Origin of the sequence: Pseudomonas sp. P105 (genome assembly GCF_032614175.1) — a bacterium.
Classification (GTDB): Bacteria; Pseudomonadota; Gammaproteobacteria; order Pseudomonadales; family Pseudomonadaceae; genus Aquipseudomonas; species Aquipseudomonas rhizophila.
Genome location: NZ_CP126693.1, coordinates 151,692 through 169,578 on the forward strand (window position 1 = coordinate 151,692; position 17,887 = coordinate 169,578).

General features: G+C 60.7%; 13 protein-coding genes and 1 tRNA gene. 9 read left to right on the forward strand and 5 right to left on the reverse strand.

From position 1 onward, the window contains the following. Positions 1 to 8: 8 nt before the first annotated feature. Entirely contained in the window at positions 9 to 887 is an 879-nt protein-coding gene (locus QOM08_RS00735; RefSeq protein ID WP_107321442.1) for a LysR family transcriptional regulator, read from the reverse strand. Positions 888 to 994: 107 nt separating this feature from the next. Here QOM08_RS00735 and QOM08_RS00740 point away from each other — a divergent pair, with 107 nt between their 5' ends. The 5 genes from QOM08_RS00740 to QOM08_RS00760 all read left to right on the forward strand — a co-directional run bounded on the left by QOM08_RS00740 (position 995) and on the right by QOM08_RS00760 (position 5,862). Further along, positions 995 to 1,996: a zinc-dependent alcohol dehydrogenase family protein gene (locus QOM08_RS00740; RefSeq protein ID WP_139048761.1), complete on the forward strand. Its 1,002-nt coding sequence runs from the start codon at positions 995 to 997 to the stop codon at positions 1,994 to 1,996. A gap of 164 nt (positions 1,997 to 2,160) precedes the next feature. Continuing rightward, positions 2,161 to 2,742, forward strand: a complete 582-nt coding sequence (locus tag QOM08_RS00745; RefSeq protein WP_139048762.1) for a hypothetical protein — start codon at positions 2,161 to 2,163, stop codon at positions 2,740 to 2,742. Between the two features lie 99 nt (positions 2,743 to 2,841). Then, positions 2,842 to 4,503, forward strand: coding sequence for a vWA domain-containing protein (locus QOM08_RS00750; protein ID WP_139048763.1), 1,662 nt, complete (start codon positions 2,842 to 2,844; stop codon positions 4,501 to 4,503). A 169-nt stretch (positions 4,504 to 4,672) separates the two neighbouring features. Beyond that, positions 4,673 to 5,245 (forward strand): RNA polymerase sigma factor, encoded by a 573-nt coding sequence (locus QOM08_RS00755; RefSeq protein WP_316912430.1) that lies wholly within the window; start codon positions 4,673 to 4,675, stop codon positions 5,243 to 5,245. After that, entirely contained in the window at positions 5,242 to 5,862 is a 621-nt protein-coding gene (locus QOM08_RS00760) for a hypothetical protein (RefSeq protein WP_316912431.1), read from the forward strand. The genes QOM08_RS00755 and QOM08_RS00760 overlap by 4 nt, the downstream gene beginning before the upstream one ends. Positions 5,863 to 5,924: 62 nt before the next feature. Here the strand turns inward: QOM08_RS00760 and QOM08_RS00765 are convergent. Further along, a tRNA-Arg gene (locus QOM08_RS00765) sits at positions 5,925 to 6,001 on the reverse strand. A 349-nt stretch (positions 6,002 to 6,350) separates the two neighbouring features. On the opposite strand from QOM08_RS00765, the gene gabD reads away from it, so the two are divergent. The 3 genes from gabD (at position 6,351) to QOM08_RS00780 (ending at position 10,609) form a co-directional block, all read left to right on the forward strand. Beyond that, positions 6,351 to 7,793, forward strand: coding sequence for an NADP-dependent succinate-semialdehyde dehydrogenase (gene gabD, locus QOM08_RS00770; protein ID WP_139048765.1), 1,443 nt, complete (start codon positions 6,351 to 6,353; stop codon positions 7,791 to 7,793). Between the two features lie 175 nt (positions 7,794 to 7,968). Continuing rightward, positions 7,969 to 9,249, forward strand: a complete 1,281-nt coding sequence (gene gabT / locus QOM08_RS00775; RefSeq protein WP_047226758.1) for a 4-aminobutyrate--2-oxoglutarate transaminase — start codon at positions 7,969 to 7,971, stop codon at positions 9,247 to 9,249. Between the two features lie 148 nt (positions 9,250 to 9,397). Beyond that, positions 9,398 to 10,609 carry an HDOD domain-containing protein gene (locus QOM08_RS00780; RefSeq protein WP_316912432.1) on the forward strand — a complete coding sequence of 404 codons (1,212 nt, stop codon included), beginning with the start codon at positions 9,398 to 9,400 and terminating at the stop codon, positions 10,607 to 10,609. A gap of 151 nt (positions 10,610 to 10,760) precedes the next feature. Here the strand turns inward: QOM08_RS00780 and QOM08_RS00785 are convergent, their stop codons facing one another. Continuing rightward, positions 10,761 to 11,750 carry a sensor domain-containing diguanylate cyclase gene (locus QOM08_RS00785; protein ID WP_316912433.1) on the reverse strand — a complete coding sequence of 330 codons (990 nt, stop codon included), beginning with the start codon at positions 11,748 to 11,750 and terminating at the stop codon, positions 10,761 to 10,763. 427 nt (positions 11,751 to 12,177) lie between these two features. On the opposite strand from QOM08_RS00785, the gene QOM08_RS00790 reads away from it, so the two are divergent. Then, positions 12,178 to 12,894 (forward strand): class I SAM-dependent methyltransferase, encoded by a 717-nt coding sequence (locus QOM08_RS00790; RefSeq protein WP_316912434.1) that lies wholly within the window; start codon positions 12,178 to 12,180, stop codon positions 12,892 to 12,894. A gap of 259 nt (positions 12,895 to 13,153) precedes the next feature. On the opposite strand, the gene QOM08_RS00795 is transcribed toward QOM08_RS00790, so the two are convergent. Both QOM08_RS00795 and QOM08_RS00800 read right to left on the reverse strand, forming a co-directional pair. Beyond that, a complete protein-coding gene (locus QOM08_RS00795; protein ID WP_107323122.1) occupies positions 13,154 to 13,432 on the reverse strand; it encodes a hypothetical protein in 279 nt (92 codons plus the stop codon). Position 13,433: 1 nt separating this feature from the next. After that, positions 13,434 to 17,879, reverse strand: a complete 4,446-nt coding sequence (locus tag QOM08_RS00800) for an RHS repeat-associated core domain-containing protein (protein WP_316912435.1) — start codon at positions 17,877 to 17,879, stop codon at positions 13,434 to 13,436. Positions 17,880 to 17,887: the final 8 nt, after the last annotated feature.

Genomic DNA, 17,887 nt, shown 5'->3' on the forward strand with positions numbered 1-17,887 from the left:
CCGGCTGCTCAAAGACGCTCGCGCAGAAAATCCACAAAGGCGCGAGTTCTTGCCGAGCGGCGCCGGTCTTGGCTGAACACGGCGCTGATGGGCAGCGCTACGGGTTGATAAGCCTCCAGCAGGCTGGACACGGTTCCCTGGCGAACATCCGCGGCGAATAACCACTGCGGTGAAAGCGAAATGCCCAGCCCGCTAAGAACCATCTCGCGAATTGCCTCGCTGCTGTTGCTGGTGACATTGCCCTTGATCGTCACTCGGTGCTGTTTGTCCTGCTGGTCGAAACGCCAAACGTCGTAATGCTCCAGCAGCGTGAAGCCCAAGCAATTGTGGCGGGCAAGATCCGCCGGCTCCAGCGGGGTGCCGTGTTGTTGCAGGTAGGCGGGAGCGGCATACACCCGGCGCGGACTATCGCCGAGGGAAACCGCGACCAGCCCTTCGTTTTTCACCACGCCGATACGAATGGCGACGTCGATGTTTTCTTTCAGCACATCTTCATTTTGGTCGTTCAGTTTCAGGTCGATTTGAACCTGTGGATGGCGCGCCAAAAACTCCCTCATCAAGGGCGCAATGCACAGCCGCCCGAAACTCACCGGGGCGGCCACACGCAAAGGGCCGGCGATCTGCTCCTGGCCACGGGTGAAACTGAGCCGGGCCGTGTCGAGGCTGCTGAGTATTTCCTTGCTGTGGATATAGAAGCGCTGGCCTTGGTCGGTCAGCGCGAGATGGCGAGTACTGCGGGCAAACAACGCACCGCCAAGGTGTTGTTCCAGCGCGCGGATCTGCTTGCTAACCGCTGGTTGACCCAGGTTCAGCTCCCGGGCGACCGCCGAGAACGAACCGCGCTCTACCACTCGCACGAACATCTGCATCGCGTCGAATAGATCCATCTGGATTTGGCCTCTGGTTGGAATAAATCCTATCCATAGTTGCTTACTTATCGGAATGCATCGACGGCCGCAACATGTACTCACCCACTCATTGGAGGTTTACCGTCATGAACAACACCATGTTCGCCGCCATTGCCCAAACCGCTCAGGCTCCGCTGGTCGTTCGCCACATCCCCCGGCCTGTTCCCGGCAAAGGACAGGTATTGATCAGGGTTCACGCCGCAGGGATCAATCCTCTGGATACCAAGATCGCGGCAGGTGGCGGCGCTCATGCCCGCCAGCCGCTGCCCGCCGTACTGGGCATCGATCTGGCCGGAACAGTCGTTGAGCTGGGAGAGGGCGTGCACGATTTCGCCCCCGGCGATGACGTGTTCGGCATGGCCGGCGGCATCGGCGGCGCCCAGGGTGCGCTGGCCGAATACATTGCCGTCGATGCTCACCTGATTGCGCTCAAGCCCGGTTCGTTGAGCATGCGCGAAGCGGCAGCCTTGCCATTGGTCTTCATCACCGCCTGGGAAGGGTTGGTAGACCGGGCAAATGTTCGGGCCGGCCAACAAGTGCTGATCCACGGCGGCGCGGGCGGCGTCGGTCAAATGGCCGTGCAAATTGCCAAGGCCCGCGGCGCCGAGGTCTATGCCACCGGCTCGGCCACCAGCCTGGATTTCATCCGTGAACTGGGCGCGACCCCTATCGACTACCGGGCGCAGGACACCGACAGTTATGTGGGCCTGCACACCGATGGCGAAGGTTTCGACATCGTCTACGACACCGTCGGCGGCTCGACACTGGATGCGTCCTTCAACGCAGTGAAAACCTATACCGGCCACGTACTCAGCTGTCTGGGCTGGGGACAACACAGCCTGGCACCGTTGTCGTTCAAGGGGGCGAGTTATTCCGGGGTGTTTACCTTGATGCCGTTGCTGACCGGCAAGGGGCGCGAGCACCATGGTCGGATAATGCGCAAAGCGGCGGCTTTGGTTGAGGCCGGGGTGCTGCGCATCAAGGTAGACCCACATCGGTTTGGCCTGGGAGACGTGAATGAGGCGTTTGCGCAAGTAGCTCAGGTGCGTGGGCAAGGGAAGACGGTGGTAGAGATGGCGGGGGAGTGACGCGGTCTGCAACTGTTATCCGGAAGCCGCACCCATAAAATCGCCCCGGTCTGCAGCGGCCGGGGTTTTGCCGCCATCCGCTGCCGCCAAAACTTGAGAACCCGTCCAAACTCCGTAGAATGCCGCTGTCACTATGCCACTACCTTTCAGGGACGAATTCAGACATGCGCGTTTTTGCCATATTCCTGGCCCTCTGCCTTATGGCGGGCTGTGCCTCCAAACCCGATTACTACGTTTCCGCCACTCCGGTAACGATCCCCAAGACCGCCACCTTCTGGATCGACACCTTCGACGTTGAAGTCGTAGGCAAGAACGATCGCTTTTTGCCTGACGAAAAGGTCCGTGAGCAATTGCACACCGACCTGATCGGCCGCCTGCTCGAGGACAATCGCTATGCCTCCAGCAAGGAAACCGCCGACTATCTGCTGGACGTCAATGGCGTCTACGCGCGACGTATTCAAGATACCCAAGGTGGCTTCATGAGCAAAATCGTCGCCGATGGCACATTCCTCGCCAGTGTCGATTTCAGCTATCAGGTCAAGGTGAAGAAGGCCGGCGCAGAGGTTTTGCACTTTGCCCAGGCCCGGCAGGGCCTGATGCCGGGCGGCGCGATCGGGCAATTCCAGAACATGAGAAGCATGGTGGGCGCTCTGACCAACAGAGGTAACTCGGATGTCGAAGGCTTTTACACCGGCCAACTGAGCCGCTTTATCGCCGACGACCTGCGGGCCATTCCGTCCCGTTAGGCATGCTCGCATATTAAAAATCTCGTGGTCGTTAACCCGAACCACGAGTGCCTCGCGTCTGACCTTGTGAACGGATCATTCATTCACGAGGTTCAACCCATGTCCCGTCCTCCTTCATTCCTACGTCCTGCAGCCCAGGGCTTCGCCGTGACCTTGCTGGTGGCATTGGCCGGTTGTGGGTTGTCTTCGTCCCGGGAGGCTGCCACGCCGGCCGAACCACCGTCTGCGTCCCCCGCCCCGGTGCGGCAAAGCGAAGTTGCTAACGTGCGCGAGCCTCTGGTCAAGCGTATGGCCGCTCCGGTTTCGATGCCCTCGCCAAGGGTGAGGACCGATGCTGTCGCGGGGGATTACCGCGCCGAGCCCCGCGAGCAGTATGAAAAACTGCAGGACAATCCTATTCATAGTGTTGCCCAAACGCCGGTCTCGACCTTCAGCGTCGATGTCGACACCGGCAGCTATGCCAATGTGCGACGTTTCCTCAATCAAGGTAGCCTGCCGCCCGAAGGCGCCGTGCGACTGGAGGAAATGGTCAACTATTTCCCTTACGACTATGCCGTGCCCACCGACGGTTCTCCCTTCGGCGTGACCACTGAAGTGGCCCCGTCGCCATGGAACCCTCACACGCGCCTGTTGCGTATTGGCATCAAGGCGAGCGATCGCGCCGTGGTGGACCTAGCACCGGCCAACCTGGTGTTTTTGGTGGATGTTTCCGGCTCCATGGACCGACGCGAGGGCCTGCCGCTAGTCAAGAGCACCCTGAAGTTATTGGTGGAGCAATTGCGCGAGCAGGACCGGGTGTCTCTGGTGGTGTACGCCGGCGAATCCCGGGTGGTGCTTAAGCCGACCTCGGGCCGCGACAAGGTCAAGATCCGCAACGCAATCGATCAGTTGGACGCCGGCGGTTCCACCGCAGGTGCGTCGGGTATCGAGCTGGCCTATCAGATGGCTCAGGATAGCTTTATCGACAAAGGCATCAATCGCATTCTGCTGGCCACCGATGGCGACTTCAATGTCGGCGTCAGTGACTTCGACAGCCTCAAGCAAATGGCGGTGGACCGGCGTAAAAGCGGTGTATCCCTGACCACGCTGGGCTTCGGTGTGGATAACTACAATGAGCATCTGATGGAGCAATTGGCCGATGCCGGTGATGGCAATTACGCCTACATCGACAACTTGCTTGAAGCGCGCAAGGTATTGGTCGACCAGCTCAGCTCAACCCTGGCGGTGGTGGCGCGGGATGTGAAGTTGCAGGTGGAGTTCAACCCCGCTCAGGTCAGTGAGTATCGGCTGTTGGGGTATGAGAACCGTGCGCTCAAGCGTGAGGATTTCAACAACGACAAGGTTGATGCGGGCGAAATCGGTGCTGGGCACACAGTGACCGCGTTGTATGAAATTGTTCCGAAAGGCGAGCAGGGCTGGTTGGAACCGTTGCGTTATGCGAGCACACCTAAGCTGGGCGACGAGACAGGGGAGTTGGCGATGCTGCGCGTGCGCTACAAGCCCGTTGAGGGCGGGAGCAGCCGATTGATCGAGCATCCTGTCGCCAGTACGCAAAAAAATGACAAGGCCAGCGATGACTTGCGCTTCTCGGCCGCTGTGGCCGCCTTCGCCCAACAGCTCAAGGGGGATGGCCGCTACACTGGGACGATGAGCTTGAAGGACACCGCGCAATTGGCCCGTTCCGCCCGGGGCGATGATCCGTTTGGGCTGCGCGCCGAATTTGTCCAGTTGGTGGAACTCGCGCAGAGCCTTGAGCGCTGATCCTGACCACGACGAGGATCAAATGTGGGAGCGAGCCTGTTCGCGATAGCGGTGGATCGATCACGATCATTATTGACTGATCCGACGCAATCGCGAGCAGGCTCGCTCCCACGGTATTCTCTTGTCGCCTGCCAGAACTGTGTTAACCGCAAAGGAGTTCGTCACCGACATGCCCGCTCCGCATGATTGTCCCAGCGACGAATCGCTGCTGGCCCGCTACCGCGATGGCGACGGGGCGTGTTTTGAAGTCCTGTACGCCCGCCATCGACAGGGGCTATATCGTTTTCTGGTGTCCTTGAGCAACAAAGCCGAACTGGCCGAGGAAGTCTTCCAGGACACTTGGCTCAGCCTGATCCGCAGCACTACCCAGCCACAAGGACGGGCGAGTTTTCGTACATGGTTGTTCCAGATTGCCCGCAACCGCTTGATTGATCACTGGCGCAAACACGGTGTCCGCAACCCGCTGCACGACAGTTACGACGAACAGGTTCATGTCCAGCCCGACGACACCAGCAACCCCGAACAGCAGGTGAGCCTGAGTCGCGATCAGGCCCGCCTGGACGCCGCGTTGCAAGCCTTGCCCGAAGACCAGCGGGAAGTCTTCCTGCTGCGACTGCACGGCGACCTGGAGCTGCCGCAGATCGCCGCCCTGACCGGCGCCCCGCTGGAAACGGTAAAAAGCCGCTTGCGTTACGCCCAGCAGAAATTGCATCGACTGCTGGCCGAGGAGGTACCCGCATGATTGATTCCAAACAGACCTCGAATTCCACTGATGAAGCCCTGATCGAGCATTTTCGCCAACACACCAGCGGCGAACCGCCCGCGTCCCTGGATGCCTTCATCCTGGCTGCCGCCCGTCGCGAAGCCCCGACGCCTACGCCCAGTTTGTGGAAACGCTGGCTACAGGCCTGCCAACGGCCGCGCTGGCAGATGGCATTCGCCACGGTCGCCGGTGTCGCGTTGATGATCGGTCTGGTGGTTCGCTTGCCAGTACCTCAGAGCGACCTGTCTGCGCCAGCTCCGATGGAGTTTTCCGCCAATCGACAGGAGTCCGCCGTCGCCGCCGCACCGCCGCCCGCCATGTCCGCTCCCGCGCCGATAGCTCGCATGGCAGCACCCCAGGGCGAAATCGCTCAAGCCCCGGCAAGCGCTGACCAGGCCCAGGCGGAAAAGCCTGCGGCGAAAATGAGCAAACGCGTGCCCGCTGCACGGCCGTCGCTGGAGCAGGAACTGCTGGAAATCCTGCGCTTGCGCGAGGCGGGTGAGGACAAGGCTGCTGATGAAAAGCTGCTGGCGCTGCATCAGCGCTTTCCCAAGGAGGACTTGCCGGCGCGGTTGGAGGCGTTGCGCAAGCGTTGAGTGAAATCAGCGTCCACAAAAAAGCCCCAGGTCGCAAGACCTGGGGCTTTTGATTCTGCAGATGGTGCACCAGGCGGGATTCGAACCCACGACCCCTGCCTTCGGAGGGCAGTACTCTATCCAGCTGAGCTACTGGTGCGACGCGGGCGCCATGATACTCATATGCAATGCGGGCGTCCATGCTGCTGATTTGCCGGTGTTTTCATAAGCATAGGCGGGCATGGGCTACGCTGATCAGAAAAAGCAGGCAAATTCAGGTTTTTCGTTCTTTTTTTCGAACAGCCTATTGTCCTTCCCCCCCATCGGCCCTAGGATTCGTTTGAGATTTCAAACGCTCTTGTCTGGGTGCTGAACCGCACGTCTGTGCTTATGTGCGTTATTTCTGTGCTTCAGCCCGGTGGATGATTTCCCTGACGGCAGCCCTTGGGGCGCCTTTCTACAAATCTAATTCGCTCCGCGTGCGCGCGGTGCTGTTAAGGAAAGCCGACATGCAGCTTAAAGACACCCAGTTGTTCCGCCAGCAAGCCTTTATCGATGGCGCTTGGGTCGACGCGGACAATGGTCAGACGATCAAGGTTACCAACCCGGCAACGGGTGAAGTGCTGGGCACTGTGCCGAAGATGGGCGCTGCCGAAACCCGGCGGGCGATTGAAGCCGCCGACAAGGCGTTGCCGGCCTGGCGCGCCCTCACCGCCAAAGAGCGCGCCAACAAGCTGCGCCGCTGGTACGAATTGCTGATCGAAAACCAGGACGACCTCGGCCGCCTGATGACGATGGAACAAGGCAAGCCGCTTGCCGAAGCCAAGGGCGAAATTGTTTACGCCGCCTCGTTTATCGAATGGTTCGCCGAAGAAGCCAAGCGCATCTACGGTGATGTGATTCCTGGCCACCAGCCCGACAAGCGCCTGATCGTGATCAAGCAGCCAATCGGTGTGACTGCTGCCATTACCCCATGGAATTTCCCGGCTGCGATGATCACCCGCAAGGCCGGCCCGGCTCTGGCCGCGGGCTGCACCATGGTCATCAAGCCGGCTTCGCAAACCCCGTTCTCGGCGCTGGCGCTGGTTGAGCTGGCCCACCGTGCCGGCATCCCGCAGGGCGTGCTGAGCGTGGTTACCGGCAGTGCCGGCGACATCGGCGGCGAGCTGACCAGCAATCCGATCGTGCGCAAGCTGTCGTTCACCGGCTCGACCGAAATCGGTCGTCAGTTGATGGCCGAATGTGCCAAGGACATCAAGAAAGTCTCCCTGGAACTGGGCGGCAACGCGCCGTTCATCGTGTTCGACGACGCGGACCTGGATAAGGCCGTCGAAGGCGCAATCATTTCCAAATACCGCAACAACGGTCAGACCTGCGTCTGCGCCAACCGTCTGTACATCCAGGATTCGGTGTACGACGCCTTCGCTGAAAAACTCAAAGTGGCAGTCGCCAAGCTCAAGATCGGCAATGGTCTGGAAGATGGCACCACCACCGGTCCGTTGATCGACGAGAAAGCGGTTGCCAAGGTGCAAGAGCACATCGCTGATGCGGTCAGCAAAGGCGCGACCGTGCTGGCTGGCGGCAAGGCCATGGAAGGCAACTTCTTCGAGCCGACTATCCTGACCAACGTACCCTCGAGTGCCGCCGTGGCGAAGGAAGAGACCTTCGGCCCGTTGGCGCCGCTGTTCCGCTTCAAAGACGAAGCCGAAGTGATCGCGATGTCCAACGACACCGAGTTCGGCCTGGCCTCGTACTTCTATGCCCGCGACCTGGGCCGTGTGTTCCGCGTGGCCGAAGCCCTGGAATACGGCATGGTTGGCGTCAACACCGGGTTGATCTCCAACGAAGTCGCGCCGTTCGGCGGCATCAAGGCCTCCGGTCTGGGCCGTGAAGGCTCCAAGTACGGAATCGAGGATTACCTGGAAATCAAATACCTCTGCCTCGGTATCTGATCCTGCTGCAAGCGCAAAGGGCACGAGAGCGCTGTCCCTTTGCGCGTTTTACCCGTTCTGTTTCTTGTGGCCGGAACGCTGTGACAGTCGATCATCGCATGCTGTCGCAGTTGCCTCCCGTCCATGTACGCCTTGACCCACGCCGACCGATGAGCGGCGAATGAGGACATATTCAATGAGCAACAAGACCAACGCTTCCCTGATGAAACGCCGCGAAGCCGCTGTACCACGCGGTGTTGGCCAGATTCACCCGATCTTCGCCGAATCGGCGAAGAATGCCACGGTAACCGACGTTGAAGGCCGTGAATTCATCGACTTCGCGGGCGGTATCGCGGTGCTGAACACCGGCCACGTACATCCGAAAATCATCGCCGCCGTGACCGAACAGCTGAACAAGCTGACCCACACTTGCTTCCAGGTGCTGGCTTACGAGCCGTATGTGGAGCTGTGCGAAAAAATCAACGCGAAGGTGCCAGGTGATTTCGCCAAGAAAACCCTGCTGGTGACCACCGGTTCCGAAGCGGTGGAGAACGCGGTAAAAATCGCTCGCGCCGCCACGGGTCGCGCGGGTGTCATCGCTTTTACCGGCGCCTACCACGGCCGCACCATGATGACTCTGGGCCTGACCGGTAAAGTCGTGCCGTATTCGGCCGGCATGGGCTTGATGCCCGGCGGCATCTTCCGCGCGCTGTACCCGAACGAACTGCACGGCGTGAGCATCGACGACTCCATTGCCAGCATCGAGCGTATTTTCAAGAACGACGCCGAACCACGTGACATCGCGGCAATCATCATCGAGCCAGTACAGGGCGAGGGTGGTTTCTACGTGGCGCCCAAGGAATTCATGAAGCGCCTGCGCGCCCTCTGTGATCAGCACGGCATTCTGCTGATCGCTGACGAAGTACAGACCGGCGCCGGTCGGACTGGCACCTTCTTCGCCATGGAGCAAATGGGTGTTGCCGCCGACCTGACGACTTTCGCCAAATCCATCGCCGGCGGTTTCCCGTTGGCCGGTGTCTGCGGTAAGGCCGAGTACATGGACGCTATTGCCCCTGGTGGCCTGGGTGGCACCTACGCCGGCAGCCCGATTGCCTGCGCTGCTGCGCTGGCGGTGATGGAGGTGTTTGAGGAAGAGCACTTGCTGGATCGCTGCAAGGCGGTGGGCGAGCGTCTGGTGACTGGCCTCAAGGCCATCCAGAAGAAATACCCGGTCATCGGCGAAGTCCGTGCCCTGGGTGCGATGATCGCCGTGGAGTTGTTCGAAAATGGCGATACCCACAAGCCGAACGCGGCGGCCGTGGCTCAGGTTGTGGCCAAGGCCCGCGACAAGGGCTTGATCCTGCTGTCCTGCGGCACCTACGGCAACGTCCTGCGGGTGCTGGTACCGCTGACCTCGCCAGACGAGCAATTGGACAAAGGCTTGGCAATCATCGAAGAGTGCTTCTCCGAGCTCTGATTTTACGAGCCCTGAGCTGTGCGCTGACCCACAAAAAACCCGCTTCGCAGCGGGTTTTTTCATATTCGGGAACATATTCCCAAGGGTAGAGCTGTCTGCAACGGCCACCATTGGCTAAGGTGCAAGTATTGCGAGGGAGCGATGCTGCATGACTGCCGTGGATTTACCCGCTGTACCCCGTGTGTTGATCGCCGAGGCCGATCCGGTGTCTCGGGAGCTGCTTGAGCAGGTGTTATCGGGCATACGCTGCGATGCTCGGGTGGATACGTGCGGCGAGGGCCAGCAGGCCCTGAATCTGCTTGCGCACAACGCCTATGACCTGGTGATCGCCGATTGGGAATTGCCGGGCGTCGATGGCCTGAGCATCCTGCGGGGCCTTCGCCAGCAGCATCGAAAACCGGTGTTGCCGTTCATTCTCATGAGCCGGCGCAACGATAGCGCCAGCGTACGTGAGGTCTTGCCGCTGGCGCCTGCGGCCTACCTGACCAAACCCTTGAACCGGGAAGACCTGACCCAGCGTTTGCAGGGGCTACTGTTGAGCAGCGCAGAGGATTGCTCCACCGACGTGTCAGCCCCGGAGCAGACCCTGACAACCTTTCTGGAGCGTCGACGTGATTCTTCCGAAGGCGCGCCGCTGATGACCGATGTGCAAGTGGCAGTCAAGCGCAGCCTCAACCCCGGCGGTCTGGACCTGAAACTGCTGGAAGAAGAAATCCGCACCGACCCGCAAATTACCGCCGTGCTGATTGCTGCGGCCAACGGCGCTGCGCAGCATCAGGGCGGCGGCCTGGTGCAGACGGTCGCGCAGTCGCTGCATCAGCTTGGTACCGGGCAGAGCATGAACCTGATTCTGGGGCTGACCCTCAAGCGCTGTGCCCGACTCAGTGTCCCGTGCCTGGCAGACTATGCCGAGCGTTACTGGGAGTTGTCGCTGCACACCGGTGAGTACGCCCGGATGCTGGCGCGGCTGCTGGATCTGGAGCAGGAGCGTTGCTATTGCGCCGGGTTGTTGCATCGCTTGGGGGACTTGGCGTTGTTGCGATGCCTGGAGGAATGGACGCAGGCCGGCGGCGAGCTCGACGAATCGGAGGAGGTGGGCAATTTGCTCGATCAGTTCGGTGCCAGCTTCGGTTCCGCGCTGCGCACCCGCTGGCGTCTGCCGCTGGAGCTGCGGGAGTTGATTGCGGCGGCCTATGGCCTGGGCGGCGGGGTTTACTCCCGCGAGGCACTGGTGATGAACATGGCGGCGCAAATGGCCCATCTGACCGAGCATGAAGGGCTTGAAGAACTGGCCCGTGGGCGCACGGCGCGTTTGCTGAAGATCGGATTGCCGGAGTTGATGCGATTGCGCCGCAAGTAAGGCCGCTGACCAACCCTGTGGGAGCGAGCCTGCTCGCGATGGCGGACTGACAGCCAGCGCATCGGTGAATGGCACACCCCTCATCGCGAGCAGGCTCGCTCCCACAGGGGGTATGACTGGAGTTTTGCTGACGCCTTGGCGACGAGATTGCTCAAGCCGCAATGATGCGATTTTTCCCCTGGCGCTTGGCTTCGTACATGGCCGCATCGGCGCGGGAGAACAGGGTGTCGAGGCTCTGATCTTCGGCGGTAAGGCTGGTCAAGCCTTGGCTGACGGTGATGCCGAAGCCTTTCTCCCCGCTGCGGAAAGCCAGGCGCTGAATCTCGCGCTGCAGACGCTCGGCGACTTGCAGTGCCATGTCCGGGGCACAGCCAGGGAACACCGCGGCGAATTCTTCACCACCGATTCGTCCAAACAGATCACCGCGTCTGAGAACGGAACGTCCGCTTTCGGCGATTTTCTGCAGCACGTTATCGCCTTCCTGATGACCGTAGGTGTCGTTGATCACTTTGAAATCATCGATGTCCAGCAACAGGAACGCCATGGGTGTGCCCTGCAGTCGTGCCTGCTCGAATTCACGGTGAGCGCATTCGAAGAAGTGGCGGCGATTGCTGCTCTGGGTCAGCACGTCGGTGGTTGCCAGTCGTTGCAGTTCGCTTTCCAGCAGCTTCTTTTCAGTGATGTCTTCGGCAATGCCCACCACGATCACCGGTTGCCCCGACTCAGCCTTACGGTTGATGAAGCATTTGTCGCTCAGCCAGCGGATCTGGCCATTGGCAGCGATGATGCGGTACTCACGATCCTCCACGGCACCTTTGACCAGCACTTCGGCCAGGCTGCGCTCCGCGTATTCGAGGTCGTCGGGGTAGATTGCATCGCGCCATTCGTTGAAATCAGCCAGCACCAGACCTGCCGGCCGACCGAAGATTCGTTCATAGGCGGGGCTGACATACAGGACTTGTCGGGTTTCCCAGTTGAACGCCCAGAGCACCGCGTTGACGCTGACCAGCAATGAGCTGAATAGCTGCTCACGCTCGCTCAGGCGCGCGACTTCGCCCTGGGCGTGCATCAGCGCCATGAGCGTCTGGGCCGCTTCGGGCCAATGAGGGTGGGATGAATCCTGTAGGTTCTTGTCGACCATCGGCACAAATCTCAAAGAACGTGCACTGCTGTGGATTGGCACGCGCTTGCTCCAAAGCCCGCCAGTATGGCGAAGTGCTCTTTGAGATAAGGGATTCGGGGCGAAGTTCCTTTTCAGGCGACGAAGGGCCGGGTGCAGTGTTGGAGTTGCCGAAGGCTGCGATCTTTTGATCCTGATCTTTCGCTCACGACTCAATTGTCGAGGGATTCTGGCGCAGTTGTAGGCACGGTCTGAAGGATGCCTGCAATTTGTGGCGAGAGAGTGGCGCTTGTACCGTGCCCGTTTGCATTTTTGTTCAATAGCCTGAGCCACCGGTAACGAACAGAGGCTGATGCGTCATTCCTTGTGGGAATGCAGCGCATAAAAACAATGAATTTTTATAATCGCGGCGCATGACGTAGCGTGATTGGCGGACAGGAGAACCGCCTTGAAATCATCCACCCACACCTCAGTTGATAAATTCGATACTTCTCGCGCCAATGAGTACGGCCGACAGAGCCGTATAGCGCTGGCTGGGTATGACGCCTGCCAGGATCTGGCGGCGTGCATGCTGGCGGCGAGCCTTGGGGATCAACGCTCAGCAAACATACTGGTGGTGGGTGCTGGCGGTACGGCGCAGGAAATTATCGCGATGGCTTCGCTGGAGCCGGGGTGGCGCTTCACGGCGGTTGATCCATCCGAGCCGATGCTGGAGGCCGCCAAGCAGCAGTTGCAGGCCCACCATTTGCTTGAAAGAACCCGCGTGTACTTGGGGCATGTCGAGGACCTGGCGGCAGATGAGTCATACGACGCCGCGACGTTGGTCGGTGTGTTCCATCATCTTGATGGCGATGAGGCCAAGCGCCAGATTTTTCAAGCCATTCGGGCTCGTCTCAAGCCGGGGGCGCCGCTGATCGTCGCGGGCAATCAATACGCTTACGCCAGCCAACCGTTGTTGCTCGCCGCCTGGGGCCAACGTTGGCGGCAGCACGGCGCAAGCCCGGATGAAGTGAAGGCCAAGCTTGGGAAAATCCTCCAGGGCGCGGACCCGCCGCATTCCGAGGCGGCGGTTCAGCAATTGTTGCATGAGGCGGGATTCGGCGATGCCACCCGCTTCTTCAGCAGCCTGTTCTGGAGTGCTTGGTTGACGTGCAAAAGGGCCTGAGGCGTGCGTCCAGGTAGACCGCGTGGGTCATCGGTCTTAATCCAGATCAGCTTTTGATTTTTAGTGATCTTGAGCAGCGAAACAGACCGGCCGAGCGATGCGAGCGTGGCCCCGCTAGCGCCATGGTGCGGCGTGTCCGGTCAACCTTTTCGGGGTGGCTTCGCCGCCTTGGCGGGAGCAAGTTCCCGCGCCACAGGCCTGAGGGGTAGAGGCCATCGCGGGGTGACGTTCTCCAGCACGCGGTTCTGCTACTGGTGGGTTAAGGCATGCTCATCAAGGCCATTCTCAGACGCTTGATCAGTTTCGGGGTCTTGAGACAATCGGCCGGGCGTTTGTTACCCAGGGCGGGCACGGTCTGTTCCAGCCACCAGAACCCTTCCTTGAGCCCCCTTTTTCCGTAGAGCACCACTGCCATGTCGAGGTTGTCATCCATGGCCTTGGCCAGCATGCGGGCGTTGTCGTCGAGGTAGTCCTCTTCGTACAACCGCACGAAAGTTTGCCAATCGGCATCGCCGACGTATTCGTCTTCCAGTCCCATTTTAAAAACCTGCAAAGGAAATCAAGTTGCTGCCGGTCGGGTTTCGCGCCGACGGTGCCAGGATCCCATCATAACCATTGGCCTTGGCCCAGGCGCCTATTTGATGAGTCTGGGTGTATTTGTTGCCGGTAATGCTCTTTAGCGAAACCCCCAGTTGTTTACGCACGTCAGCCCGGGTCAGATCCAGAACGTTGTTGAGCTGCACTTTCTTGCTTACCAACACCCGGGTGGAAAGGTCCACACCCCAGTGGTTGACTTCGCCCATGGCGGTCTTGCGTGAGTTGGCGCCATAGACACCACCCAGTCCGGGGGCGGTGTAACGGTGTCTGGAGGCAACGTTCCACTTGTGCGACGTCCAGGTTGTGCTGATCCGTCCTGGCTCTTCAAAGCGATAAACCGTCCGGTTGACCTTGCGGCCCTTAGGTGGCGTCGAGCACTTCATCAGACCCGAGGGGTCGATCCAGCTCACCGGGTTTGGCGCGTACTGGTAGAGGTTCAGCCCACCGGCCAAACCGATGGGGTCCGGTGTGGTAAAGCGACCGATGTCCGGGTCGTAGAAGCGCAAGGTGTTGTAGTGCAGCCCGGTTTCCCGGTCCAGGTATTGGCCCTGGAACCGCAGGTTCTGCTCTTCGATGTAATACGGTTCGCGTAGCTCTTCTACGGTGTTGCCCCACACCTGGTAACGGGCCCGCCAAAGCGTGTGCCCGTCGGCTTCCGAGAGTTGTTCGGGCAGGCCGTTGGAGTCGTTGTGGTAGTAACGGATTTTCTGGTGTTCACCCAGGCCGTCGACCCTTGCCAACGGTTCGTGGCTGTCGTCGGCGTAGATGTACAGGCTGGTCTGGTTGTCGCGGTGTTCCTGCAACAGTTGCAGTGCATCCCAGGTGAAGCGGGTGCGGCTAAGCAGGGTGGCATGGCGGTCGTATTCGGCTTTTTCGATGCGCCGGCCCAGCGGGTCGTAGGTCATTTTCACGACCGAGCCATTATCGTTACTCACCTCCACCAAACGCTGTTCGGCGTCGTAGCGCATGCGCTGGACACCCCGCCGGGCGCTGCGCTTTTCCACCATGCGGCCGAAGCCGTCATAGCGGTAGCGCTTGTCCTGATAGGTCAGCAAACGGTTATGAGCGACCCGTTCGGTGCCCAGGCTATCGAGCAAGTTGGCGGCCGGATCATAGGCGAAGCCTTCACGCTGGCCCTGGAGGTTGTCCTGGCTGGCGAGAATGCGTCCGGTGGCGTCGTAGTGCAGCAGATGGCGATGAGGGGCGTCAGGCTGGCTGTCGAAGCGTTCTACCAGTTGATCACTGCTGTCATAGCCGAACAGTGATTGCGCCGCCGGTGGTAACAGCGCGGACTGGCCCTGTTGCCGACGTTGGCGTGCGCGCAGGCGACCGCTGCGGTCGTATTCGCTGCGGGTGCTGAGGCGCCCTTGGGTGCGCAGCACTTCACGGTGCAGGCGGTCGCGTTCAAAGTCGCTGATGACCTGGCCGTCAAGGTTGATCTGGTGCAGGTGGCCGCTGCCGTAATGCAGTCGGTTTAGCCAGCGACCATCGGGGAGCAGCGTCTGGGTCAGATTGCCCAGCTCATCGTAGCGATGCTCCAGGCGTCCGGCCCAGCCTTGCTCGGCGATCAGTTGCCCAAGAGCGTCGTAGTTCAAGCCGATGCTTTGCTGCTCACCGGTAAGCGCGGTGAAGGTGATGGTGTTGACCTGATCGAGCGCGTCATAGCAGTACTCGGTGCGCCCGTCTGTGGTGACTTTGGCCACCAGCCGACCCATTGCGTCGCGCTCCAGCTCATGGGTGATCGATGCTTGCGGCGCGAGGTCCAGGTCGGTGCTGCCCGCAACCGCGAGCGCTTCCATGCGGGTGACGTTGTCCAGCGGGTCGTAGGCGTAGCGTTTGAGGCTGCCGTCCAGGCTGTGCTGGGCGGTCAAACGGTCGCCAGCGTCCCAGGCAAACCGGTAGCATTCACCGTTTTCGTTGGTCAGCGCCAGCAGGCGGCCGTAGTTGTCGTAGCTCAGCTCTACCCGTCGACCATGCGCGTCGGTACGCACGCGCAGTTGCCCATTGAGGGTGTGCTGGAAATGCGTAGTGTGCCCGGCGGGGTCGCTGTAGCCGATCAACTGGCCGCTCGCATCGCGCTGATATTGCTCGGTACGTCCGTCCGGTAATTGCTTGGTCAGCAGCCTGCCTTGGTCGTCATAGCTGAAAAGCGTCCGTTCCCCCAGTGCGTCGGTGCTGCTGAGCAACGTCCCGCGCTCGCAATAACTGAACCGTGTGGTGTAGCCGGAACAATCAGTGTGCTCGCTGAGCTGGCCAAGGGGCGTCCAACGCATGGTTTTGCGTTTGCCGATGGCGTCGACAACTTCCACCACCTGACCGTGGGCGTCATGACGATAGCGGGTGACGTTGCCCAACGGATCGGTTTCGCGAATGCGGTTGCCACGCGAGTCATAGCGGTACTGCCAGGTATTGCCCGCGGCATCGGTTTCGGTCAGGGGCAGCGCCCAGTGTTCGAGCCACAGTGTTGACTCACTGCGTCCGAGTGGGTCAGACGTCTGGCAAAGGTTACCCGCCTCGTCATAACTGAATTGATGTTGTCCGCCGTTGGGGGCCGTTGCCGCCACCAACTGGCTTTCGTCGTTCCACTGGAAGACCCAGGTACGGTCCAGGGCATCGGTGGCTTCGGTGATCTGATACCGCCTATCCCAGCGACGGGTGCTGATGCGATTCAAACCGTCGGTGATGCGCGTAGTCCCGGCAGCCAGGTCGTAGTCAAAGGCGTAAGTGTCGCCCGCGTCGGTCCAGTGGCGAACAACCCGCCATTCTCGCTTTTCGATTAAGGCCCATTCGTAAAAGCAGCGCAGCCCGGTGGGCAGTTGGTGCTCAACCATGCGCCGTCCGGCATCGTAGGCGTAGCGGCGTTTCACGTGACCGTTGGATTGACGGACCTCGGTCAGATCACCCTGGGCGTCGTAATCGTAGTGCATCAGCACTTCACGGCGTTGATCAGCGTAAAGCCGGTCTATCCGGCTGACCCGTTGCGGCCAGCGTTTGTGGTACGCCAGCGCGATGCTGGTCAGGTCAAAGGTGTCTCGCAGCTGTACCAACCGACCTGTGTCGTCGTAGTCGAGGTAGATGCGGTTGTCATTGCGGTCGCCCAACTGACTCAGGCGCAGCAGCGATGCACGGCCCGGGGTGGGTTCGAACAGCCGGTACAGGCCGTCTGAGCTGTCGATCAGCAATTGGCCATTGGCATGCCGTCGTACGCTGAGCCCTTCACCGGGACTGAACACGGCGCCGCCCAGAGGGATGGAACCCATGTCGATGCGCCGGCCCTGTTCATCGGTGTAGACCAGCGTTTCACCGCCCTCGGGGTGAGGCAGGATCTCGACGCGCACCTCGTAGGCCACGCTCCAGCCCGCACCGAACATACCTTCGCGGCGCTCGTCGCGGCTGTTGTAGAAGCGTTGCCAGTCGATTGGCAAGATGCCGGGCAGGACGAAGTCCATCTCCTCTACATCGCCCAGAACTTTGGCCCCGGTAGCGGCATGCACCGGGTTCGACGAACCCATAGTAGCGTTGGCCGCGGCGCCCATCGCGCTGCTGACCGCCATCGACGCCGCACCGCCCACCAGCATGCACGGCAGGTTACTCAGGAACTTGCCTTTGCCGCCCTTGAGCATCAGCAGCGCGGTGACTGCCAGACCGACGCCCGGAGTCTTGCCGCTGCGAATCTCGCGCACCACCACCGAGCCGCCGCCAATGGTGACATCGGGTGAAATCAGCCCGGATGACACGACCTTGGCATCGCAGGTGCTGCGGTCGCCGCTGCGCACTGCTGGCTGGCCGTTGATGGTGACTTTGTCCGACCCTTCGGCCAAAAACTGCGGCGGCATCGGCGGATGTTTCATGCACGCGATCATGTCCAGCGGCTTGGGTACGGCGCCGGGCGCGGGTGTTGCAACAGTGGGGCGCCACATCTGCGAGAAAAAGTTCTCGGCCATGTCCAGATAGCTGGGCTCGGCTTGCGGCTCAGGTGCCTCAAGCTCGGTGCCTGCTGGTGCGACATGGGATTGAATCGCCCCAGCGGCGCGAGCGGCTGGGATGTTGTTGGTCAGGGTGTTGGTTGAGCCGGTGAGGATGTTCGCTTGCACCGTGGGCGGGAACAGCGCGTTGCCAATGCCTTCGCAGATATTGCTCAGCCCTTCGTCGGCCCCAGTCTTGCTCATGGCAAGGCCAACGACGGCGCCCACCACGGCGCCGAGCAGGAAGCAACCTAACCCGCCTGTGGCGACTGTGATGCCCGTAGCCGCCACTACCGCAGCCGTCGCTAGGGCGGTAATCGCAATGTTGGCTGCTACCTCCAGCACGCCTCCAAGAATGTCAGCCATCATTGAGGTGTGGTCCAGCGCATCGCCCAGCCGGGCGGCCCAGAGAGCGTCAGACATGCAGTTCG